This is a genomic window from Streptomyces sp. NPDC050988, from assembly GCF_044456225.1.
In the GTDB taxonomy this organism is placed as follows: domain Bacteria; phylum Actinomycetota; class Actinomycetes; order Streptomycetales; family Streptomycetaceae; genus Streptomyces.
Genome location: NZ_JBITFQ010000004.1, coordinates 536,536 through 553,123, shown reverse-complemented (window position 1 = coordinate 553,123; position 16,588 = coordinate 536,536). Strand labels below are relative to the sequence as shown.

Genomic DNA, 16,588 nt, shown 5'->3' with positions numbered 1-16,588 from the left:
GCGGAAGAGGGCGGTTGCCGCCGTGTCGCCACAGTCCCCCAGTAACTCGAGCACCTCGACCGAGGACCAAGCCGGGAAGAACCCCGCTGCTGCGTTCGGTCCCAATGAGTGGCTCGTCGACGAGATCTATCAGCAGTACCTCCAGGACCCGAATTCGGTAGACCGAGCCTGGTGGGACTTCTTCGCCGACTACAAGCCGGGCGGCGTCGCCGCCTCGGCTCCGTCGGGTGCCGCGGCCGCGGGGGCCGCGGGTACCACCACGGTCGCTCCGGCCGCCCCTGCGGCGCCCGCGGCTCCGGCCCAGGCCGCTCCGGCCCCGGCCGCCCCAGCGGCGCCGCAGCCCGCGGCAGCCGCGCCGGCGAAGCCTGCCGCCGCCGCTCCTGCCGCTGCCCCGGCGAAGCCCGCCGCGGCCAAGCCGGCCGCAGCGAAGGCCGCGCCCGCGTCGGAGTCCCCAGAGGGTCCGGAGTACGTGACGCTGCGCGGCCCGAGTGCCGCGGTCGCGAAGAACATGAACGCCTCCATCGAGGTGCCCACGGCCACGTCCGTGCGCGCCGTCCCGGTGAAGCTGCTCTTCGACAACCGCATCGTCATCAACAACCACCTGAAGCGTGCCCGGGGCGGGAAGATCTCCTTCACCCACCTCATCGGCTACGCGATGGTGCAGGCCATCAAGGCCATGCCGTCGATGAACTACTCCTTCGTGGAGAAGGACGGCAAGCCGACGCTGGTCAAGCCGGAGCACATCAACTTCGGCCTCGCCATCGACCTGGTGAAGCCCAACGGCGACCGCCAGCTGGTCGTCGCGGGCATCAAGAAGGCCGAGACGCTGAACTTCTTCGAGTTCTGGCAGGCCTACGAGGACATCGTCCGCCGCGCCCGTGACGGCAAGCTGACGATGGACGACTTCTCCGGTGTCACGGTCTCGCTGACCAACCCCGGCGGCCTCGGCACCGTCCACTCGGTCCCGCGTCTGATGCCCGGACAGTCGGTCATCATGGGCGTCGGCTCGATGGACTACCCGGCGGAGTTCCAGGGCACGTCCCAGGACACCCTGAACAAGCTCGGCATCTCGAAGGTCATGACGCTCACGTCGACCTACGACCACCGGGTGATCCAGGGCGCCGCGTCGGGCGAGTTCCTCCGCGTCGTCGCGAACTACCTCCTCGGCGAGAACGGCTTCTACGACGAGATCTTCGAGGCCCTGCGCATTCCGTACGAGCCGGTCCGCTGGCTCAAGGACATCGACGCCTCGCACGACGACGACGTCACGAAGGCCGCCCGCGTCTTCGAGCTGATCCACTCCTACCGGGTCCGCGGCCACGTCATGGCCGACACCGACCCGCTGGAGTACAAGCAGCGCAAGCACCCCGACCTGGACATCACCGAGCACGGGCTCACGCTGTGGGATCTGGAGCGCGAGTTCGCGGTCGGCGGCTTCGCCGGCAAGTCGATGATGAAGCTGCGCGACATCCTCGGCGTCCTGCGCGACTCGTACTGCCGCACCACCGGCGTCGAGTTCATGCACATCCAGGACCCGAAGCAGCGCAAGTGGATCCAGGACCGCATCGAGCGCTCGAACACGAAGCCGGAGCGCGAGGAGCAGCTGCGCATCCTGCGTCGGCTGAACGCCGCCGAAGCCTTCGAGACCTTCCTGCAGACGAAGTACGTCGGCCAGAAGCGCTTCAGCCTGGAGGGCGGCGAGTCCGTCATCCCGCTGCTCGACGCGGTGCTGGACTCGGCCGCCGAGTCCCGCCTGGACGAGGTCGTCATCGGCATGGCCCACCGCGGCCGGCTGAACGTCCTGGCGAACATCGTCGGCAAGTCGTACGCGCAGATCTTCCGTGAGTTCGAGGGCAACCTCGACCCGAAGTCGATGCACGGCTCCGGCGACGTGAAGTACCACCTGGGCGCCGAGGGCGTGTTCACCGGTCTGGACGGCGAGCAGATCAAGGTCTCGCTGGCCGCCAACCCCTCGCACCTGGAGGCGGTCGACCCGGTCCTGGAGGGTGTCGTCCGCGCCAAGCAGGACGTCATCAACAAGGGCGGCACGGACTTCACGGTCCTGCCGGTCGCCCTGCACGGCGACGCGGCCTTCGCGGGCCAGGGCGTGGTCGCGGAGACCCTGAACATGTCGCAGCTGCGGGGCTACCGCACCGGCGGCACGGTCCACGTGGTCATCAACAACCAGGTCGGCTTCACGGCGGCGCCCGAGTCCTCGCGCTCCTCCATGTACTCGACCGACGTGGCCCGCATGATCGAGGCCCCGATCTTCCACGTGAACGGCGACGACCCGGAGGCCGTGGTCCGCGTCGCGCGCCTGGCCTTCGAGTTCCGTCAGGCGTTCAACAAGGACGTGGTGATCGACCTCATCTGCTACCGCCGCCGCGGTCACAACGAGTCCGACAACCCGGCCTTCACCCAGCCGCTGATGTACGACCTGATCGACAAGAAGCGCTCGGTGCGCAAGCTGTACACCGAGTCCCTGATCGGTCGCGGCGACATCACGCTGGAAGAGGCCGAGCAGGCCCTCCAGGACTACCAGGGCCAGCTGGAGAAGGTCTTCACGGAGGTCCGTGAGGCGGCGAACGCGCCGGCCGAGGCCCATGTCCCGGACGCGCAGCCCGAGTTCCCGGTGACCGTCACCACGGCGGTCTCCCAGGAGGTCGTCAAGCGGATCGCCGAGTCCCAGGTCAACATCCCCGAGCGCGTCACCGTCCACCCGCGTCTGCTGCCCCAGCTGCAGCGCCGCGCGGCCATGGTCGAGGACGGCACGATCGATTGGGGCATGGGCGAGACGCTGGCCATCGGTTCCCTGCTCCTCGAGGGCACCCCGGTGCGCCTCTCGGGCCAGGACTCCCGCCGCGGCACGTTCGGCCAGCGCCACGCGGTGCTGATCGACCGGGAGACGGGCGAGGACTTCACCCCGCTCCAGTACATGTCCGAGGACCAGGCCCGTTACAACATCTACGACTCGCTCCTGAGCGAGTACGCGGCGATGGGCTTCGAGTACGGCTACTCGCTCGCGAGGCCCGAGTCCCTGGTCATGTGGGAGGCGCAGTTCGGCGACTTCGTCAACGGCGCCCAGACGGTCGTGGACGAGTTCATCTCATCGGCGGAGCAGAAGTGGGGCCAGACGTCGGGTGTGACGTTGTTGCTGCCCCACGGCTACGAGGGCCAGGGCCCGGACCACTCGTCCGCGCGCCCGGAGCGCTTCCTCCAGATCTGCGCGCAGAACAACATGACGGTCGCGATGCCGACCCTCCCGTCGAACTACTTCCACCTCCTGCGGTGGCAGGTGCACAACCCGCACCACAAGCCGCTGGTGGTCTTCACCCCGAAGTCGATGCTCCGCCTCAAGGCGGCCGCGTCGAAGGCGGAGGAGTTCACGACGGGCGGCTTCCGTCCGGTCATCGGCGACGCGTCCGTGGACCCGTCCGCCGTCCGCAAGGTCGTCTTCACCGCGGGCAAGGTCTACTACGACCTCGACGCGGAGCGCACCAAGCGCGGCTCGACGGACACGGCCATCATCCGCATCGAGCGTCTGTACCCGCTCCCGGGTGCGGAGCTCCAGGCGGAGATCGCCAAGTACCCGAACGCCGAGAAGTACCTGTGGGCCCAGGAGGAGCCGGCGAACCAGGGTGCCTGGCCGTTCATCGCCCTCAACCTGATCGACCACCTGGACCTGGCGGTCGGCGCGGACGTTCCTCACGGGGAGCGGCTGCGGCGGATCTCGCGTCCGGCGTCCTCTTCCCCGGCGGTCGGCTCGGCGAAGCGGCACCAGGCTGAGCAGGAGCAGTTGGTTCGAGAGGTGTTCGAGGCCTGACGGCTTCGAACGCGTCGTTCAGTACGTACGCGAACTAGGGCCCGGCCCCGAGTCTCAGGACTCGGGGCCGGGCCTTTTCCGCTGTCGGGCGCGACCGGAGTGGCACCGGCCGGGTGTTCGTCAGCCCAGGTAGGGCTCGAAGTCCCAGTAGGGCCGGGTTCGCTGGCGGGCCGAGATGGTGTGTGGGTGCTGGGCGCCCAGGGTTCGGGTGAGGGAGAGCAAGCCGTCCTCCTCCAGCTTCCCCGCCTCCTCCTGCTCCCGCGCCGCACGCAGGTCCGCGGAGAGCGCCACCTGGCAGGACAGCGTGAGCGGGTGCTCCTCCCCCAGCGAGTGCCGGGCGCGGCGCAGGGTGTCGCGGCTCAGGTCGACGGCGTCGGAGATACGGCCGTTGAAGTTGCGCGCGCTCGCGGCGTTCAGTGCGCAGCCCAGCACCCAGGGGTGGTCGGGGCCGAGCGTGGCGGTGAGACCGGCCATCGCGGACTCGAACATCGACATGGCTTCGGCGCGTTCGCCTGCGGCCTGCATGACGAGGCCGGTGTTCGTGAGCATGCCGGTCGCGACGGGGTGTGCGGGGCCGAGGAGGGCCCGGTAGCCGGCCTCCGCCTCCGCGATCAGATCGCGCGCCTGGCTCAGGTCGCCGTGCTCCCGCAGGAAGTTGCCGTAGTTCGTCAGGAAGGACAGCGTGCGGTAGTGCTCCCTGCCGTGCAGCTGGACCAGCTGTTCCAGCAGACTGGCCATGGAGGGCCCCACGTCCTGTGTGTAACCGCCCTCGCGACGGCGGCACAGGGCCAACTGGACGCGAGCCTCCAGGGTCTGCGGATGCAGTGGACCGAGCACCTGCACATGGAGCCGGACGACCGGCTCCTGGCGGGACAGCGCGTCGCGGTAGCGCCCGAGGAGACGCAGGTCGTGAACGACGGCGCTGCCCGAGTTGAGCGTGCTGATGTGCCGGGCCCGCAGCACGCTCTCCCGCAGCGAGAGCGTCTCCAGGTCCAGTTCGTACGCCTCCGCGTAGCGGCCGAGGAGGCGCAGGCCGACACCGAGGTTGTGCCGGGCGATCAGTGTGGCGACCTCGTTCGGGCCGAGCAGGCGGCCGTTGCCATCGAGAACCTCCTTCTGGAACGCGTACGCCTCCTCGTACCGCCCGAGGTGACGCAGGCTGTTGGCCATGGCGCTCTTGGTGCGCAGCTCTCCCAGCTCGTGGCGCTGCGGGGCAGCCTGGAGCCTCTCCAGAACGCCGTTGTCGAGTTCGTACGCGTCCCGGAACCGGCCGCTGGCCCGCAGGATGTTGCTCTCCTGGGTGGTCAGGTCGAGCATGGGCCGGGCCAGGGGCTCCAGATTCCGGGACCAGCGGTCACGGATCTGCTGCGCCAGCTCCATGCCACCCTTGTACTCCCCGCTGCGGAAGCAGTAGCGCAGGCAGTTCAGGACCGCCCCCTGGACCCGTGACCGGGTGCTGTCCAGCGCGCCGGAGGGTTCCAGGTGCGGGAGCAGTTCGGCGTATCGCGGCCAGTTCCTGCTGTCCACGGGGTTACCGGGGTCGGCCTCCGCGAGGAGGCTGCGGACGGCCTTGCGGTGGGTGGCGCGGCTCTCCTCGCTGGTCAGCTTGGAGACGATGTCGTGGACGAGCCTGTGCATGTGCACGGACTCCTGGTGCGGGCCCATCTCCGCGCCCGCGGGGCCTCGGGTCTCGCGGGTGAGCACCGAGTAGTTGACGAGCGTGTCCAGGGCCCGGGTCCAGGCGGGCAGGTCGCTGGACATCCACCGCAGCTCCTCGGGGAGTTCGGCCTGCGGATAGGCGCGGATGAGGCCGAGCGGGATACGTCCGGGTGCGAAGGACGTGCTCAGGCTGAGGACGTCGATGGCCTGCGGCTGCGAGCGGCGGAGCCGGTTGAGCAGTATCGACCAGGACGTCATGGACGACTGGGGGAAGCCCTCGCCGGTGGTGGGTTCGTCGACGGTCGTGAGCTTGCGCTCTCGCACCATCCGCAGGTATTCGGGGGCTTCCATGCCCGACTCGCCGAGCCAGGACGCGGCCTGGACGAGCGGCAGGGGTACGTCGCCGAACTCGACGGCGACCTCGTCGGCCTGGTCCGCGGTGATGTGGGGGGCTCGGCGCATCAGATAGGCGGTGGACTCCGCACGCAGGAAGGCGGGGATCTCCAGGACCTCCGTGTGCTCGCTCCAGCCGCGGTTGCGGGAGGTGACCAGGACGTGTCCCGGGCCCTGCGGGAGCAGTACGTCGATGCCTTCGGTGTCGTCCCAGCCGTCGAAGATCAGCAGCCAGCGGGAGTGCGGCTCGCCACGGCGCAGGGCGTCCCGTACGGCTCGGATACGCTCGCCCGGCTCGCTGCCGCTGGGCAGATCGAGTTCCACGGCGAGTTCGCCGAAGCGGTCACGCTGGATGTTGCGGTCGTCTGAGTTGATCCACCACACCATGTCGTAGTCGGGGCTGAAGCGGTGTGCGTACTCGGCGGCGAGCTGGGTCTTGCCGATGCCGGACATGCCGAGCAGGGTGCAGGCGGCGGCGCCTCGCTCGGCGTCGGACAGACGCTGGTGGAGGTCGGTGAGCAGGTCGTCCCGGCCGGTGAACCTGGGGTTGCGGCGTGGGATCTCGCCCCAGATCTCGGCGCGTGTCTCGGGGTAGCGGAGTTGAGTTGGGAGTGTCCTTGGGGTACGGCGGCGCTCCAGGCCGAGCCTGCTCAGCAGGCGTTCCTCCGCCCCCTCCTCGCTGAGGCCCCACAGGCTGGCCGGTTCGAGGACCGCGGTGGCCGGCAGCAGCGGCCGGTTGGTGAGGTTGACGGCGGCGAAGCGGTCGGCGTGCGCGGCGACGAAACCGCGCAGGGCGTCGTTCCACTCACCCGCGGGACGCGGACCCAGTTCGAAGAACCAGTCGTTCAGGACGAGCAGGACCCGCCCACTGGACAGCAGGAGGTCGCCGAGCGAGTCCTCGAGCGGGACCTCGCGGGGCGGGTCCCAGCGCTGCTGGGTGGCACGGTGACCGTGCCGCTCCAGACACTGGGCGATCCATGCCGCCCACGAACGGTGGTACCCGGGGAAGACCACGAGGAAATGCTCGGGTGCCGCCGCACTGTCACGGCCCGTCCCCCGTTGTTCCGCCATCACACGCTCCCTGCTCCCACGTCCGTCACGTCTGCCCGCCGGATGCGAACGCTCATCCGCCCGCACACGACGCGACTGATCTTGCACCCAGTGTCACCCAGGATTTCGGGTCGCCACGCCGAGACTCTCGTGGTGCCGGCCCATCTCCTGGACGAACTCCCTTCCGGCAAAGGTCAGTTCATCGGATTCGAGGAGAATGGACAAGGCTTCCCCGACCTGTTCCCGGTACGTCTCGAACTGCTGCGTGGCCTTCTGCCGCCAGGCCTCGGGAGTGGTCGGCCCGGCTCGTGCCCGCCACCAGAGGTCGGTGAGCGCCAGATGCGCGTACGCCCCTTGCAGCACGCCCGACAGCGGGCGCGGGTCGGGCCGCCACGCCACGCGGTGCAGGGTGCCGCCGCCCGGTCGGTACAGGGGCTCGAACTCGTGGAGGGCGGCCAGTTTCGTGTGGTGGGACTCGTGCACCAGGGACTCCGCCAGCTCCCTCGCGTCGGCGGGCAGTTGGGTCAGCACGGCGCCCGGAGCGGAGCGGAGGGTGGCGCTCATCGTGGTACCCGTGTCGCCCACCAACGGCATGAGCGGCACCACGGCGCGCAGCACCGCGCCCGCCTCTGCCGCGCGTCCGGCGTCGGTCGCCGACAGGAGCGCCTGCGCCTCGCCCCACGATCGGGCCCACAGCCGGTGGGCGGAGTGCGGGCGCCGGGCCGCCGGCAGGGACTTGGGACCGATCCCGCGCCGCGGCACGCGGTAGGGGTCGAGGTCGTCGAGGACGACCGTGCCGCCGGGCAGGGTACGCAGGGCGGACCAGCCGATCCCACTGCCGAAGGGACGCCGTGTGCCGGGCTCGGCCCGCGCCATGGGGCGGGTCAGCACCACATCGCTCGCGCCCGCGCCGTCCGTGAGGCGCACCAGTCCTGCCCCGCCGCTCAGCCGGACACTGCCCGACGGACAGCGCAGCGCGCCGAGTCCGGGCAGCACCAGGGTGCCCGACGGCTGGTTGAGCGTGCCGTCGACCTGGCAGCCCGCACGGACGGCGGCGGCGACGGCCACGCCGCCCAGGTGCGCCAGGTGGCTCTCGAAGGCAGGACCTTCGGGCGCCGCGAGCGTCTCGGTGAGCCATGCGCCGGTCATCGGGTAGTCGACGACGTCACGGACGGCGGCGGGATCTGTCCGCTCCGCCCGCTCCAGCAGTACCCAGTCCCGCTCGAAGCCCCGGCGCACCTCGGGCGCCAGCCGGGCCCGGCGCTGTTCGACCAGGACGAGGAGGGACTTGAGAAGCAGCATGCGACGCGCGTGGAGTGCGGCACTCAGTGCCGCGGTGGCCGCAGGGTGGGGCCGGGTCCGCGCGAGTTCCGTGAAGACCTCGAAGGGGACTGCTGCCAGGGTCATCCCTGGCCTTCCTCGCTCGGTAAGGCGCCCGTGACCGGAAACGTATGCTTCTCGCCCTCGCCACCGACATACCAGACCTGCCCGAACTCGCGGGAACTCTTCAGTACTTGATCGACAGCCGCGATGAGCCCCGGATCATCCATGGCACGCAATGTCCGCAGGTCGACGTCGGTGAGGTCGGGCAGGGCCACCGTCCGTCCGGTGTCCCGGCCAGGGTCGGCCGCCCGATTCCTCTGCTCCCCCACCCTCGGCTCCTCCCTGCCGACGCCCGCCCCGCACGGCCGCAACGGCTGCCCAGTTCTTCCCGACGCTTGGGAATCAGAAACCCTTACCGATCAACTCCGGTCATGCTCCGCGTGGTTGAGCCGCTCCTCGGACCAGGCGTACCAGGGCGGCGAGGCGCGGCTCCACTCGTCGTCCGGCAGCGGCCTGCGCCCGCTCGGCGGAGCCGTCTGCGCGGCGAGTTCCTCCGCCGCTCCGCGGGTCGACTCGACGTCGTCCCAGTCGACTTCGGCGAGCGCACCGACGAGCCGCTGCCACTGGTCGCGGGCCGCCCGGTAGGCCTCGCCGGCCGCGGCGGGGCGTCCCATGAGTGCGAGGACGGCGGCGCGGCCGTGCAGCGCGCGGGCCGCCGTCACCGAGCCGGGGTCGTCGCCGTAGGCCCGCCGGGACTCGCGCTCCGCGCCCTCGTACGCCTGCAGCGCGTCGGCCAGGACGGGCGCCCCGGCCCGGTGCCACAGTTCCAGGCGCACCCGCCCCAACTGGAGCCAGGACTGGGCCTGTACGCCGTCGCCGGCGGCGGACCGGACCGCCTGCCCCAGCAGATGCCGGCTCTCGTACAGGTCGGGCAGGAAGCCCAGATGCCGGAACCGTTGTGCCAGCGCGCTCCCGATGAGGCCCTGGAGTCTGCCGCGCTGGGCGGACCGGGCGGGCAGGGCCTTGAGGGCCTCGCGCAGGACGTTCTCGGCCCGGTCGACGATGCCGGCGCCGTCCGGCCGGGAGGCGCGCCGGAGCAGTGACTCGCCCCAGGCGGTGAGGAGTTCGCAGCGCCGGACGCTGTCCGGTGGGGCGAGCATGGCTGCCGTCTCGTAGGCCTCGTCGGCCGCCGGGTGGTCGCCCGCGGCGTCGTGGAAGGCGGCCCGGGCGGCCAGGCAGGACAGGCGGAGGGCCGGGTCGTCGGCCGCGGCGCGTTCGGCGCGTACGAGGGCGTCGTGGGCCTCGGCTCCGTCGGCCCCGGCGGCGTGCAGGGCGCGGGCGAGATCCAGCAGGGCCGGTCCGCGTACGGCGTCGGGGGCGCCCTCGCTGTCCAACAGGGCGCATCCTTCACGGAGTTCGAGTACCGCTTCCTCCGGGCGGTCCAGGTCCAGCAGCAGGCGTCCGCGGCGCAGCAGCCGCGCCCGGCGCAGGGGTGCGGGCCAGTGGGCGTCCGGGTCGGACGGGTCGCCGAGGACGCCGAGTGCGGCGGTGAGGTGTGCGGTGTCCGCGGTGAGGCGCCACAACTCGTGCCGGGACGCGGCGAGTTCCAGTGCGGCCTCGCCGCGGTGGGTGCTGCCGGCCGGTGCCGTGCGGTGGGCGCGGGCGAACTCGGCGACGGCGGCGTTGAGGAGCTCCGCACGGCGGTCGCCGGTGCGCGCGGCCGCGGTGCCGGCCTCCGCCCGCAGGACGCGGCCGAGGAGCACATGGGCGCGTACGGCGTCGGGGAGGGCGGTGCCGCCCTGGCGTACGGCTGCTTCGGCCTGTTCCTTCGCGCGGCGCAGGACGGTCGGGTCGGCCAGGGCCTGCCACTGGCCGAGGAGCCGCTCGGCCTCGGCGAGGGGGACGGGCGTCTCCAGGTCGGGCAGGTAGAAGCGCAGGACGCGGGCGGGGATGCGGGCGAACAGTTCGGCCTCGACGTCGCCCCGGTCGTCCTGCTGTCGCTCGCCGTCGGTGACGCCGGTCGCGGTGACGGTCGTGCCGTGGTCGGCGAGGCGGGCGGCGGCGAACGCGGCGAAGTTGCGGGTGCCCTTGCCGAAGTGGCGTTCCACGTAGGCGGAGCAGTGTTTGAGGACCAGTCCGGCGGTGTCCTGGTCGAGCGAGCTGAGCAGCAGGTCCTGGACGCGGCCCGGGTAGACGAAGCAGGGCTGCCGTTCGGTGCCGGGCAGTTGCCTGAGCAGGCCGCCCAGGAGGACTTCGGCCAGTTCCATGGGTCCGGTGTCGGGGAGCATGGCCCGCTGGACGAGTTGCATGACGGGCAGGGTGAGCGGGGCCGCGGCGAGGTACACGGCGAGGCGGACCGCGCCGGGGGAGGCGCCGGCGCGGAAGGCGCGCAGGAGTTCGTCGTCGCCGCGTGGGGCGGGGGGCGCTGCGGGCACGTTCTCCGCCGGGGCGGGGGCGGGGGTGGTCCAGGCGGCCCAGGCCCGTTCGCTGGTGGGGCCGGTGCCGGACAGGAGGCGGGAGAAGGCCTCGAAGGCCTCGGGGGTCGGCTGGAGCACCGGCACGGGGCGGGCGTCGGCGGCCGGTTCGTCCCAGGGTTCCTCGTCGGGCAGGAAGGTGGTGCGTCCGCCGGTCTCCGCCTGCCTGACCAGGAGCCCCGGTTCGGCGGGCAGTGCGGTGCGGCCCCAGAGCCGGGGCGGCAGCGGCTGGACGACGGCGAGCGGCGAGGTGCGGGGCCAGCCGTGCAGGAGCCGCTGTGCGCTGCCGTTCTGCCACAGGGGGCCCACGCAGTCGCTGATGACGAGGGTGAGCCAGCGGCCCGTGGGGTCGTGGAACTCGTCGGCAGAGCGCAGCCGGGTGTGGTGGCGGGGCCCCGCGGTGGTGCCGATGAGCGGGATGCCGCCGTCACCCGCGTACAGGTGGTGGACCCGGACGCTGCCGAAGGCGCCGGACTGCTGGCAGGCCTGGCGCAGTTCCTCGACCAGTTGCCCCCAGACGGCCATCGCGGGGCCGGTGTCCATCAGGAGCTGGATGTCGCAGCGCCGGCGGCGGCCCGGGCGGCGGACGGGCACCAGGACTCCGCTGGCGGCGGCGTGGTCGGCGGTCGCCTCCTCGTCGATCGCTCCGTCCCGGGGCGGGGCGGCGGGTCCGCGGTAGCGTCCCAGGGCGCGCAGCGCCTGTTCGAGGCCGAGCAGGCCCGGCAGCGCGGTGGCCGCCGGGGCGCGTACCGGGAAGACCTGCCGGGCGCCGTCGGTCCCCGGACCGGCGCCGCCGCCCGCCGTGTGCAGGGGGACGGCGCCGAGCGAGGTGTCCGTGCCGGGTTCCTGGCCGGTCCCGGGGGTGTGGTCCGCCGGTGAGCGGATCGTCGGCCCCGTCCCGTTCTCCGGCGGGGCGGACGGGTCCGCCTGCCTGCGGTCCCGCTCGGCGCGGGGCGGCGCCGGGTCGAGCCACCGGGACAGCCAGACGGCGTCGGCCACCTCTTCGGCGGTGGGGTCGAGACCGCCCCGGCGCAGCCTGCCGATCAGGTCCTCCAGATGCATCCCGTGCATCCGGCTCACCGCGAGCGGTCGAGTGGGTGCATGAGCAGGTCCGCGATCCGCTCGCGGGTGAGGCGCTCCGCGTGGGGGGTGTGCTGGGTGAGGAAGAGGGCGTTGAGCAGTTGGTCCGCGGCGACGACCTCGCCGGGCTCCCGGTCGAGGAAGCGGTCGATGAGATCGCGGCCCTGGTCGACGCTCTCGCCGCCGAGGTGTGCCTCGACCATGGCGGTGAGCTGTTCCTCGCCGGGCGGTTCGAGCTCCAGCTGGATGCAGCGCCGTAGGAGGGGAGCGGGGAAGTCCCGTTCTCCGTTGGACGTCAGGATGATGAGCGGGAAGGCGGTGCAGGCGACGCGTCCGCCGTGCACGGGCACGCGGCGACCGTCATGGGTGAGCACCTCGACGACGGGTTCGCGGTCGGCGACACGCTCCAGCTCGGGGATGGCGAACTCGCCCTCCTCCAGCGTGTTCAGCAGGTCGTTGGGCAGGTCGAGGTCGCTCTTGTCGAGTTCGTCGATCAGCAGGACGCGCGGCACCTCGGCGGGCAGCAGCGCGGTGCCGAGGGGACCGAGTCGTACGTACGATCCGATGCCGGACGGGGCTGCCGCGGGCGCCGCGGTGGCGCCCTGGGCGCGCTCCAGCTGGACGTCCTGGAGGCGGCCGATGGCGTCGTAGCGGTACAGGCCGTCCTGGAGTGTGGTGCGGCTGACGACGGGCCAGCGCAGTACGCGGCCGAGGCCCAGCTCGTGTGCCACCGCGTAGGCGAGGGTGGACTTGCCGGTGCCCGGGTTGCCGGTGACGAGGAGGGGGCGGCGCAGATAGAGGGCCGCGTTGACGGCGTCGACCTCGGCGGGCCGGGGCGCGTAGTTCTCCACGAGGCGCCGCCGTACGCCGAGTCGACGGGCGCTGCTCGGGTCGTCCGGTCCGGACTCGGGTCGGTCGGGTGCCGCCGCGAAGTCCCGCCAAGGGGGCGGCGGGGGTAACTGCCGCACACCGTCGTGCGGCTGACCCACCCCGCGGTAGATCCGCCAGTCGTTCACCATGGGCTCCTCCCGGCTCTGGTGATCATGCAGCGGGTCCCGGCTGTTCGATGTACGACGTTACCGCCGGTGTGCCGGGCCTGCCGAGCTTCCTGTTCGTCCGGTATCGAATCCGGTCAGCGAACATCCGTGCGAGGCAAGGGAGTTGGGAGTCGATTCACGTGTCGGGGGCTGCCATGAGGGGCGGTTGCATGGGTTCCGTTCCGTGCGGCGGACGATCCGGCGGATCGAACAGTACAGCGATGTCGCCCACGAGACCCTCCGCCGTGTCGGGATCCGACACCCGGATCCTGAGTTCGCGCACCTGCCGGTGCAGACCCTCGGCCCCGCCCGCCAGACCCAGCAACTGCCCGGCCTGCGAGTGGAACCCGCGGCACTCCTCGTGGTCGTGGCCGTCCCTGCGCCACAGCACCAGGGGGTGCCCGGCGGCGAGCGCTGCCGCCATCGCGTCGAGGCCGGGACCGCTGCCGACCGGCCCGCAGTGGACGGGAACGCACGCGTCGCCCATGCCCGAGAGCCGGCCGTACGCCGCCATCCTGCCCTCCGGGCGTCCCGCCTCCGGGTGCCCCTGAGCCGTCGCCTCACCCCTCAGCGGCCCGGCGGACAGCGGCCGGTTCGCCACCCCCGCCCATCTGCGACGCCATTCGGGGCTGGCCGGCCGGGCGTTGCGCCGACGGTCGCGGATGACGACGACCCTGCGCAGTCCGAGCGGCATGGACTGTTCGTCGAAGAGGTCGGCGTCGTCCCAGGCGTCATCGGCGCCGATCCGCCAGTCGTCGAGCGGTACGTCGAACAGCCGGCGCGGCAGGAAGGCCTCGACCGCGGCCAGGTGTTCGCCGCGGTCACCCAGGCGCAGGGCCTCCGCCAGCGGTTCCCTCAGGTACTGGTGCAGTTCGTCGCGGCGCACGCCGTGGTCGTTGCTGTAGAGCGGGGTGACGTCCTGGCCGTCGTAGAGGAGCTTGACGCTCAGGGGGTACCGCTCTCCGTAGACGGGCTCCCCGACGTCGACGAGGACGTCGGCCCGGGCGCGGGACGGTGCTCCGGCTGACGCCCTCGTCGACGTCGGCCCGGCCACCGAGGCGACGGTCGCCGGTGTCCGGAGAGTCTCCTCCGACAGCCGGTCCAGGAGGGCGTCGATGTCCTCTCGGATGGCCTGGCGCGCGTAGAGGGTCGCCTGCTCGGTGATCCAGGCGGTGAAGTCGCGCAGCCGGTCGCGGTCCACGCCGGCGGGGTGGTCGAAGGCGGTGTGCCTGGCCACCTTGGCCGCGTACAACAGGACGGCGTCGAGGGCGAGTTCGGGTCTGCCGCCGTGGTCGCCCGGGTCCCGCAGGCCGTGCAGGAGTCCGGCGCCCTCCCGCCAGGTGCGCGGGTCGTGCTCGATGGGCGAGCGGTAGTCCTCCTGCACCACACGGGACTTGACCTCGTGGACGAGGTGCATGACCTCGCCCGGGCCGCCGGGCGGCGGGAGATGGGCGAAGTGGCCGTAGAGACGCACGCGCAGTACGGGAGCGAGCCCGGGGGCACCGGGACCGCGCAGCCGGGTCTGGGTCCTGGTCCAGTCCGCGCCCGCCGCGGGGTCGTTGAAGCGGTCGAGGTGGTGGAGGTCGTGCTCCCCCATGACGGTGTGCAGGATCTCGCCGCCCCGCACGTCGTACAGCTCGCGCAGCGCGGTGATGGGGACCGCGGCTCCCTCGTGCCGGCCGCGCCCCTTGTTCATGCCGATGACGGCGCCGTGCCGCAGATCGACCACGGGCCCGCCCGAGACCCCCTCGACCGGCGTCTGGCCGGTGAGGAGCAGCGCCTTGCCGTCCAGGGCCGAGGCCTCCCCGATGCCGTGCCGCATACCGAGGTCGCCGGTCTGCCGTGACCAGCCGTGCAGGCTGACCGGAGCGGGGATGGTCGGCGCCCGGTCGCTCAGCCAGACGCACGGCGCGTTGTCCGCGCCCCGCACCCTGACAAGCGCGATGTCCGGGAACCGCCAGCTGCCGCGCGCCCCGTCGGGCTCCTCGGGCCGCGGTTTGGCGAGCACCACCTCGCCGGTGGTCCTGCCGCCCTGCCAGGTCACGCCGACGGCGCTGCCACTTCGCCACACGGCCGCTCCCCCCTTTCCCACGACATGGGCGCAGGTCAGCAGCCAGCCGGGTGCTATGAAGAAACCGCTGCCCCAGTACTCCTCACGGTCCGGTGCATACCCGTCGCCCGGTGCCACGATGCGCGCGAGCGAGGGGCGCACCATCTCCTCAAGGGCGCTCATCCGGTGCCGGAGGCCGAAGGTCCGGGCTGCCCGTCCCCGCCGTCTCCCTGGCCCGCACCCGCCGCGCCCGCCTGCCCCGCGGGCTCGGTCCAGGTCAGCGACACGGAAAGGGAAGCCTGGCCACCGCCTCCCGCGATGGCTCCCACGATCCTGCCTGCCTGCGCCGACAGTTCGATGCCGAAGCTCACGGCCACCTCGACGGGTGCCGGGGTGTCCAGACCGGCGCGCAGGGAGCGCACGACGCCACCGACGGCGTCCGCCAGTCCGCCCGCCATGTCGACGATCCGGTCCCCGACCCCGGTGTCCTGATATCCGTCCCCGTCCAGCGCGGCCTCGTCCGCCGCACTGACCCTCGCCCATACGACGGTCCCGTCGTCGAGCCGTATCCGTTCGATCCCTCCACCCACGGCGCCCCCGTCCGTTCGCTGCCGGTTTCCCTTTGCCAACTGTGAAGCTCCCCTACCGCAGGGGAGGAGAAGGCTAACTCCCGACCTGGGACCTGTGCGAGGGGCACCTGTGCGAGGGGCACCTGTCGGTGACGGCTCCCGGCGACCGGATCCGGCGGGCAGTACATAGGCTGTGACCGGAAACGGAACACGGACGCACGCAGGAGAACACCCCATGTACTTCACCGACCGCGGCATCGAGGAACTGGAGAAGCGGCGCGGCCAGGAAGAGGTCACCTTCGAGTGGCTCGCCGAACAGCTGCGTACGTTCGTCGACCTCAACCCGGACTTCGAGGTCCCGGTCGAGCGCCTGGCGACCTGGCTGGCACGGCTGGACGACGAGGAGGACGAGGAGTAGGGGGCGGGCCCGGGGCTCCGGCCCGCGGCTGCGGGCGCCTGGCCCGGGCAGGCCCCGGGGCTCCGGTCCGCGGCTGCGGGCGCCTGGCGGGTGCGGGGGCGGTCACGGGCCGTGCCTGGCGGGTGCGGGGGCGGGGGCGGGGGCAGTCGCGGACCGTGCCTGACTTCACGCCGGACGTGACCGCTCACCGTGGGGACCTGGCGGGCCGGTTCGGGGTCTGCGTCGGATCCGCCCGCCCGTCCCGGCGAGGAGCAGGATGGGGGCCAGGTCGTTGGGGGTGGATCGGGTGCTCTTGAGAGGCACGCCGACGGGCTCGCCCGGCCTCTCCGGCGAAGCCACTCGCACTCTCCGAAAGGCTCCCCAGAGGCCCCGCCCGGGCCTGTCGCCCTCCCGCCCGAGCTTGCCCGGCTGTCCAGCGGGCTCGGGCTTCCAGCGGGCCAGTTCGACGTCGCCCTGCGGACCCGCTCGACCTCCTCGGCAGGCTCGCCGAACCGCCCCGGCGAAACCACTCACCCTCTCCGAAAAGCTCCCTCAACCTCCCGCCTGAGCCCTCCCCTCCGAGTCTGCTCGACTGTCCAGCGGACTCCGGCATCCGGCAGGCCGGTTCGACGCTCCCGGCAGACCCGCTCAACCTCCTCGGCAAACTCGCCAAACCCGCCCCGGCGAAACCACTCACCCTCTCCGGAGAGCTACCTCGGCCTCTCCGCTCGGG

At 72.1% G+C, this 16,588-nt stretch carries 9 protein-coding genes; 2 read left to right on the top strand and 7 right to left on the bottom strand.

All coding sequences use genetic code 11. From position 1 onward, the window contains the following. Positions 1–22: 22 nt before the first annotated feature. On the top strand, positions 23–3,823 hold the full coding sequence (locus ACIBEI_RS13745; RefSeq protein ID WP_398888258.1) for a multifunctional oxoglutarate decarboxylase/oxoglutarate dehydrogenase thiamine pyrophosphate-binding subunit/dihydrolipoyllysine-residue succinyltransferase subunit: 3,801 nt from the start codon (positions 23–25) through the stop codon (positions 3,821–3,823). A gap of 120 nt (positions 3,824–3,943) precedes the next feature. On the opposite strand, the gene fxsT is transcribed toward ACIBEI_RS13745, so the two are convergent. The 7 genes from fxsT to ACIBEI_RS13710 form a co-directional block, all read right to left on the bottom strand. Continuing rightward, positions 3,944–6,946 carry an FxSxx-COOH system tetratricopeptide repeat protein gene (gene fxsT, locus ACIBEI_RS13740; RefSeq protein ID WP_398888256.1) on the bottom strand — a complete coding sequence of 1,001 codons (3,003 nt, stop codon included), beginning with the start codon at positions 6,944–6,946 and terminating at the stop codon, positions 3,944–3,946. A gap of 93 nt (positions 6,947–7,039) precedes the next feature. After that, entirely contained in the window at positions 7,040–8,332 is a 1,293-nt protein-coding gene (locus ACIBEI_RS13735) for an aKG-HExxH-type peptide beta-hydroxylase (RefSeq protein ID WP_398888254.1), read from the bottom strand. Next, positions 8,329–8,577 carry a hypothetical protein gene (locus ACIBEI_RS13730; RefSeq protein WP_398888252.1) on the bottom strand — a complete coding sequence of 83 codons (249 nt, stop codon included), beginning with the start codon at positions 8,575–8,577 and terminating at the stop codon, positions 8,329–8,331. Before ACIBEI_RS13730 ends, ACIBEI_RS13735 begins: the two co-directional genes overlap by 4 nt. Before the next feature lie 90 nt (positions 8,578–8,667). Continuing rightward, a complete protein-coding gene (locus tag ACIBEI_RS13725; RefSeq protein ID WP_398888250.1) occupies positions 8,668–11,793 on the bottom strand; it encodes an SAV_2336 N-terminal domain-related protein in 3,126 nt (1,041 codons plus the stop codon). Positions 11,794–11,798: 5 nt separating this feature from the next. Next, complete coding sequence (locus tag ACIBEI_RS13720; RefSeq protein WP_398888344.1) at positions 11,799–12,818, bottom strand: AAA family ATPase; 1,020 nt, start codon at positions 12,816–12,818, stop codon at positions 11,799–11,801. A 157-nt stretch (positions 12,819–12,975) separates the two neighbouring features. After that, positions 12,976–15,072 carry a trypsin-like peptidase domain-containing protein gene (locus ACIBEI_RS13715; RefSeq protein WP_398888248.1) on the bottom strand — a complete coding sequence of 699 codons (2,097 nt, stop codon included), beginning with the start codon at positions 15,070–15,072 and terminating at the stop codon, positions 12,976–12,978. Further along, positions 15,069–15,479 carry a CU044_2847 family protein gene (locus ACIBEI_RS13710; RefSeq protein WP_307521506.1) on the bottom strand — a complete coding sequence of 137 codons (411 nt, stop codon included), beginning with the start codon at positions 15,477–15,479 and terminating at the stop codon, positions 15,069–15,071. The genes ACIBEI_RS13715 and ACIBEI_RS13710 overlap by 4 nt, the downstream gene beginning before the upstream one ends. Positions 15,480–15,693: 214 nt before the next feature. Here ACIBEI_RS13710 and ACIBEI_RS13705 point away from each other — a divergent pair, with 214 nt between their 5' ends. Next, positions 15,694–15,876, top strand: a complete 183-nt coding sequence (locus ACIBEI_RS13705; protein ID WP_398888246.1) for a DUF6104 family protein — start codon at positions 15,694–15,696, stop codon at positions 15,874–15,876. The last annotated feature ends 712 nt before the right edge of the window (positions 15,877–16,588 follow it).